The 5,955-nt window shown below is 40.0% G+C and carries 6 protein-coding genes and 1 pseudogene; 5 read left to right on the plus strand and 2 right to left on the minus strand.

The window, feature by feature from the left end:
- Position 1: 1 nt before the first annotated feature.
- A complete protein-coding gene (locus ABIQ28_RS15005; RefSeq protein WP_348038744.1) occupies positions 2 to 1,597 on the plus strand; it encodes an alpha-amylase family glycosyl hydrolase in 1,596 nt (531 codons plus the stop codon).
- Positions 1,598 to 1,893: 296 nt separating this feature from the next.
- Here ABIQ28_RS15005 and ABIQ28_RS15010 read toward each other — a convergent pair whose 3' ends face one another.
- Both ABIQ28_RS15010 and ABIQ28_RS15015 read right to left on the minus strand, forming a co-directional pair.
- Positions 1,894 to 2,190 carry a hypothetical protein gene (locus ABIQ28_RS15010; protein ID WP_348038746.1) on the minus strand — a complete coding sequence of 99 codons (297 nt, stop codon included), beginning with the start codon at positions 2,188 to 2,190 and terminating at the stop codon, positions 1,894 to 1,896.
- Positions 2,191 to 2,212: 22 nt separating this feature from the next.
- Positions 2,213 to 2,341, minus strand: a complete 129-nt coding sequence (locus ABIQ28_RS15015; RefSeq protein WP_348038748.1) for a hypothetical protein — start codon at positions 2,339 to 2,341, stop codon at positions 2,213 to 2,215.
- A gap of 301 nt (positions 2,342 to 2,642) precedes the next feature.
- On the opposite strand from ABIQ28_RS15015, the gene msrB reads away from it, so the two are divergent.
- The 4 genes and pseudogenes from msrB to ABIQ28_RS15035 form a co-directional block, all read left to right on the plus strand.
- Positions 2,643 to 3,101, plus strand: a complete 459-nt coding sequence (gene msrB / locus ABIQ28_RS15020; protein ID WP_348038750.1) for a peptide-methionine (R)-S-oxide reductase MsrB — start codon at positions 2,643 to 2,645, stop codon at positions 3,099 to 3,101.
- 12 nt (positions 3,102 to 3,113) lie between these two features.
- Positions 3,114 to 3,665, plus strand: a complete 552-nt coding sequence (gene msrA, locus ABIQ28_RS15025) for a peptide-methionine (S)-S-oxide reductase MsrA (RefSeq protein WP_348038752.1) — start codon at positions 3,114 to 3,116, stop codon at positions 3,663 to 3,665.
- Positions 3,666 to 3,762: 97 nt separating this feature from the next.
- Positions 3,763 to 5,325 carry a protein adenylyltransferase SelO gene (locus ABIQ28_RS15030; protein WP_348038754.1) on the plus strand — a complete coding sequence of 521 codons (1,563 nt, stop codon included), beginning with the start codon at positions 3,763 to 3,765 and terminating at the stop codon, positions 5,323 to 5,325.
- 176 nt (positions 5,326 to 5,501) lie between these two features.
- Positions 5,502 to 5,955: pseudogene (locus ABIQ28_RS15035) on the plus strand (phosphoesterase); the annotation flags it as partial.

The raw sequence follows: 5,955 nt of genomic DNA on the forward strand, positions 1-5,955 counted from the left end.
ATTGCTGGAAATGGATGAGAAAAAAGAAGTGCCTTTCGTTTGGGAAGGCGCCAATCTTTACTTTTTGCTGACGGATCGTTTTAATAATGGCGATACGTCAAACGACCTCAATTTTGACAGAACTAAAGCACCTGGTAAATTGCGAGGTTTTGAAGGCGGCGATTTGAAAGGGATTATCCAAAAAATCGAAGATGGTTATTTTTCCGATTTGGGAGTCAATGCGATTTGGATGACTCCTATTGTGGAGCAAATCCATGGCGGTACGGATGAAGGTACAGGTGTGACCTACGGATTTCATGGCTATTGGACGAAAGATTGGACAGCCATAGATCCTAACTTTGGAACGAAAGAAGACCTGAGAAAACTGGTTGATGCAGCGCATAAAAAAGGTATTCGTGTGCTTTTAGATGCCGTGATTAATCATACAGGTCCAGTGACGCCTTTGGATCCTGTTTGGCCTGACGAATGGGTGCGTACTGATCCAGCTTGCGATTATACGACCTATGATTCGACGATAATGTGTACGCTGGTTAAAAATCTTCCAGATATTAAAACAGAGAGTAATGACGCTGTTGCTTTGCCACCACAACTCATTGAAAAATGGAAAGCGGAAGGCCGTTACGAACAGGAAGTTGCTGAATTGGATGCTTTTTTTGAACGAACCGGGCATCCAAGAGCACCACGTTTTTATATTATGAAATGGCTGACAGATTATATCACGGAATTCGGAATTGATGGTTACCGTGTGGATACCGTGAAGCACATCGAAGAATCCGTTTGGCAAGAATTTAGAACGGAATGTGATTTCGCTTTTAAGCAATTTAAAACGAATAATCCAGACGCTGTGTTGGATGACAATGGTTTTTATTTGGTGGGCGAGGTTTATGGTTATGGTATTTCTGCAGGAAAATCCTATGATTTAGCAGGAACATCGGTTAATTATTTTGACAAGGCCTTCAACAGTTTGATCAATTTTGAATTTAAATATGATGCAGCAAAACTCGACTATGAAAGTCTGTTTGAAAAATACACAATGGCGCTAAATGGACCTTTAAAGGGTTACGGCGTGTTGAACTATTTGTCGTCGCATGATGACGGCGAGCCTTTTGATGCTTCAAGAGAAACGCCATTTGAGGCTGGAACGAAGTTATTATTGTCTCCTGGTACTTCGCAAACCTACTATGGCGATGAATCGGCAAGAGCATTGATTATTGAAGGAACAGAAGGCGATGCGACCTTGCGTTCTTTTATGAATTGGGAGGATATCGTCTCTAATGATTCTACCAAAGCAGTTTTAGAGCATTGGCAAAAACTTGGGCAATTCAGAAAAAACCATCCTGCGATTGGTGCTGGCATCCATCAAATGATCACGGAAAGTCCGTATGTGTTTTATAGAAGTTACAAGAAGAAGCACTTTGAGGACTTGGTCATTATTGGATTGGATCTTCCTAAGGGATCAAAATCACTGCAAGTAGGGAGATTGTTTGAAGATGGTACGCAGTTGTATGACGCCTATTCCAATCAGAATGTTACTGTTGAAAATGGTTCCGTTCAAATAGATTCTGAGTTTGATATGGTGTTGTTGGAACCGAAATAAGAGGAGTTGGAATTAAATTAAGCGCATCTTAAATAAGTGAATGTAGATCATTGGCAGAATCGATTACGGAAATATCGCATTTTAAGATTAACTTACACCATCTTCATGACCGGCATGATCATTTCTGTATTGGCCTTTGCAGCATTGTTTATTTTTACTCTAAATGCAAGATTGAATGATGTATTAAAGCCGACATCCAATTCATCATATTTGAATCAACCTAAGCACCATGATTCGCAGCGCGTTCTGGGCTTAAGTTTTTTGCTTTCGCTTTATATTGCGCCTTCATCTGCTCTTTATGGTCGTTCTTTTTTTCTTTTAGATTTAACGAGTTCGGTTAAGTTTTTTTCTTTTTGTAATTGCCAATTTCTTAAAGCATAATCCGTGTAAAACTGATGTTCTCTGGAGAGTAGCGCTATGTTGTCGTTCAGCCATTCTGACGTGGAATAGGTTTTAACATTTTGGAGTTTTAATTCTTGTCTCAAAAGTTCACTGGCATCGTTTAAATACTCCTTTCCAAAATGGGAAGCATCAGCATCCCTTATGATTTTATCAAGTTCAGTTTTTGGAGCGTTTTGGAATTTGGTAGCCATAATGCAGTTATTAACGGCATCACTAATATGCTTTTCTACCTGTTGTGCTTCTAAAAAAAGAGGTCGCTATTTTAACGCTTTTCTCTTCATGACCGTCTCTTTTTTTAGTGTAGCCGGTATCTTGAAGTAAGGCAGCAAGTTGAAGAATCATGGCATCTTCAGGGTTTATGTCCGAGTTTCAATTATCTCTTTTAAACCACGCATAACCCGTTCCGTATGCGTGAAATTATGGTAAAGAAAAGTTGTGAGTAACTCTTCTTTAAAATAATTAAAAACAAAATCTTCTGTTTTTTGATGATATCGGCCATGAGACTTTATAAAATAGGTGTTACAAATTACTAAAAAACAAATCAGGAAGACGCGTCCATTGGCGACTATTTGTAATTCAAAACGTTAAAACCGGATCAAAACTATATTATAATTTTTAACTTTAATGAAAATACCAAGAAGACATGATTACATGGAAAAATGTGATGGATTTTGCCGTAAATGGAAATCCTGAACCCGATAAAAGAGTAGAGAAATCAGAAGCAGAATGGCACGAGATCTTAACTCCAGAACAATTTAGAATTGCAAGAAAAAAAGGTACGGAAGCACCAGGAACAGGCGCGCTGTGCAGTGTGTATGAAGAAGGTCAGTATAATTGTTTGTGTTGCGGCACGCCATTATTTGACTCAACGATAAAGTTTAAATCCAGTTCGGGCTGGCCAAGTTTTACACAGCCTATAAAAGAGAATGCGATTAAATACGAAAAGGATTCCTCCTTTGGAATGGTTAGAGTTGAAGCTATGTGTAATACTTGCGATGCGCATTTAGGCCACGTGTTTCCTGACGGGCCAGAACCTAGCGGTCTGCGTTACTGCATCAATTCAGAATCGATGACCATGGATACCTCTAAGAAGAACCTTTAAATAAAAATCAAGATGGCAGATAATAATTTAGAAATAATGACTGTTGGCGGTGGCTGTTTTTGGTGCACAGAAGCAGTTTTTAATGAAGTAATGGGTGTGGAGAAAGTAGTGTCAGGTTATATGGGAGGAACTGTTCCAGGAACACCAACTTATCGAGAAGTATGTTCAGGATTGACAGGTCACGCTGAGGTCATCCAGGTCAGTTTTGATCCGTCGATTGTTTCTTATGAAGACTTATTAATCATTTTTATGACGAGCCACGATCCGAGCACTTTAAATCGCCAAGGTGCTGATGCCGGCACGCAATACCGTTCGGTCATTTTTTATCAGGATGAAAAACAAAAGGTAACCGCCGAGCTGGTGGTCAAGGAAATGGCACCCTATTATGAACGTCCCGTTGTTACTGAAATCAGTCCAGCGGAAACTTTTCATAAAGCCGAAGAGGTGCATCAAAATTATTATGCCAATAATCAAACAGCAGGATATTGCAGCGCAGTAATCACGCCGAAGTTAGCGAAATTGCGAAAAATGCACGCCGATAAGTTGAAAAGTACAACTGTTTAAATTTAAAATAGATATTGAAATAGACCTGTGAGGTTTTTAATTGTCCGCCGAAGCTTCAGCGTAGGAGGAGAACCTGTCAGGTCTGAATTTATACCCCATGAATCTCAACATAAAAAACACCTTTATTACCGAGTTACCAGCCGATCCAATTCTTGAAAATACAAGAAGACAGGTTCCTGAAGCCTGTTTTTCATATGTGACACCCAAACAAACTTCCAATCCCGAATTAGTGCACGTAGTTCCAGAAATGTTGGATGAATTAGGTCTGACAGAAGAGGACGCACAGTCCGATGAATTTCTAAAAATCGTCACGGGAAATACCGTTTTAGAAAACACAAAGCCATTTGCGATGTGTTATGCCGGGCATCAATTTGGCAATTGGGCCGGGCAATTGGGAGACGGTCGCGCCATTAATTTATTCGAGGTTGAGCATCAAAATAAGCAATGGATGGCACAGTTGAAAGGTGCAGGACCGACACCGTATTCGCGATCTGGAGATGGATTGGCCGTTTTGAGATCTTCTGTTAGAGAGTATTTATGTAGTGAAGCCATGTATCATTTGGGCGTGCCGACAACGCGCGCTTTGTCTTTGGCATTAACTGGCGATGACGTGATGCGCGATGTCATGTACAACGGTCATCCTGAATATGAAAAAGGCGCGATAGTGAGTCGCGTTTCGCCGAGTTTTTTGCGGTTTGGGAGTTATGAAATTTTTGCCGCACGTCAAGATCACAAGAATTTAAAAACGCTGGTAGATTTTACGATCAATCAGCATTTTTCACATTTAGGAAAACCATCTAAAGCCGCATATATCCAGTTTTTTGCTGAAGTTTCCAAACGCACTTTGGAAATGATCATCCATTGGCAACGGGTCGGATTTGTTCATGGCGTATTGAATACTGATAATATGTCCATTTTGGGATTGACCATCGATTATGGCCCTTATGGTTGGCTCGAAGGTTTTGATTTTGGATGGACGCCAAACACCACCGATAGTGAGCACAAACGCTACAGATACGGCAATCAGCCTAATATGGGACTGTGGAATTTATACCAATTGGCCAACGCACTGTACCCGCTGATTGAAGATGCGAAACCCATGGAAGATATTTTAGAAAAATATACGGTCGATTTTGAAGTGGAATCCCTGAAAATGATGCGTTCCAAATTAGGTTTACAATCAGAAGAAACTACCGATCACTTGCTGATTCAAGATTTGGAAGATCTTCTGCAGTTGACTGAAACCGACATGACCATTTTCTTTAGAAATTTGAGCGATTTCAAAAAAGAGAAGCCTTCAGATGGCATCACTCGTATTCATGATGCATTTTATAGTCCAGCAGATATTTCTGACATCATAAGACAGCAATGGAATGCATGGTTTGAACGCTATGCGGAACGATTGCAGAATGAATCTACTTCAGATGAGGAACGACAAAATCACATGAACGCCGTAAATCCGAAATATGTCCTGCGTAATTATATGTCACAATTGGCTATTGATCAGGCAAACGAAGGTAATTATGCATTGATTGATGAACTTTTTCAACTCTTAAAAAAGCCTTATGATGAACAACCCGAACATCAAAAATGGTTCGCCAAACGACCAGAATGGGCGCGTCATAAGGTTGGCTGCTCCATGTTGTCCTGTAGTTCTTAACGGCAGTTTTTTGAAATAAGTGGGCATTCAGTTTGACAAGTCCTTGAAATAAATTAATTCGTATCTTTAAAATTAAGGATGATGCTCATTGCATATGCAGTCCTTAGGAAGGATTAGATGTTCATTTTTAATTCCAATTATTTCTTAGAAAATATTCTGAAAAAAGTCAATAATTAATGAGTTTTACTAAAAAAATCAGCATCCTTATTTTGTTTGCCTTCCTTATAAATGCTTGTGCATCCTACAAGCCACAGTATTTGGACCTAGCAGATCAGGAAAATGTTTTTCCGGATAAAGCAGTGGATAGGGTTTTTTATTTGGTTGGTGATGCGGGTTTATCCCCAATGCATGGCATGTCGCAAGGTTTGACCGCGTTTCGTGATTATATTTCAGATAAAAACACCGAAGGCGATTACACATTATTTTTGGGAGATAATATCTATCCTGCCGGACTTCCAGAGCCAAACCATAGGTATCGTACTGCGGCTGAAAATATGCTTAATGCCCAAGTAAAAGCTGTAGCAGATTTTAAAGGGCAGAGCATCTTCATTCCTGGGAATCACGAATGGTATGCGGGCGGAGGCGTCACTGGTGTGCGACGTGAAGAACAATACATCAAAAAAGCGCTTG

The sequence above is a fragment of the Gelidibacter sp. genome (assembly GCF_039916245.1).
Taxonomy (GTDB): domain Bacteria; phylum Bacteroidota; class Bacteroidia; order Flavobacteriales; family Flavobacteriaceae; genus Gelidibacter.

What these genes read in the sequence shown, in the direction of transcription:
- ABIQ28_RS15010 (WP_348038746.1), bottom strand. Translation starts at nt 2,190, where the DNA reads ATGGCTACCAAATTCCAAAACGCTCCAAAAACTGAACTTGATAAAATC.
- ABIQ28_RS15015 (WP_348038748.1), bottom strand. Translation starts at nt 2,341, where the DNA reads ATGATTCTTCAACTTGCTGCCTTACTTCAAGATACCGGCTACACTAAA.
- msrB (WP_348038750.1), top strand. Translation starts at nt 2,643, where the DNA reads ATGATTACATGGAAAAATGTGATGGATTTTGCCGTAAATGGAAATCCT.
- msrA (WP_348038752.1), top strand. Translation starts at nt 3,114, where the DNA reads ATGGCAGATAATAATTTAGAAATAATGACTGTTGGCGGTGGCTGTTTT.
- ABIQ28_RS15030 (WP_348038754.1), top strand. Translation starts at nt 3,763, where the DNA reads ATGAATCTCAACATAAAAAACACCTTTATTACCGAGTTACCAGCCGAT.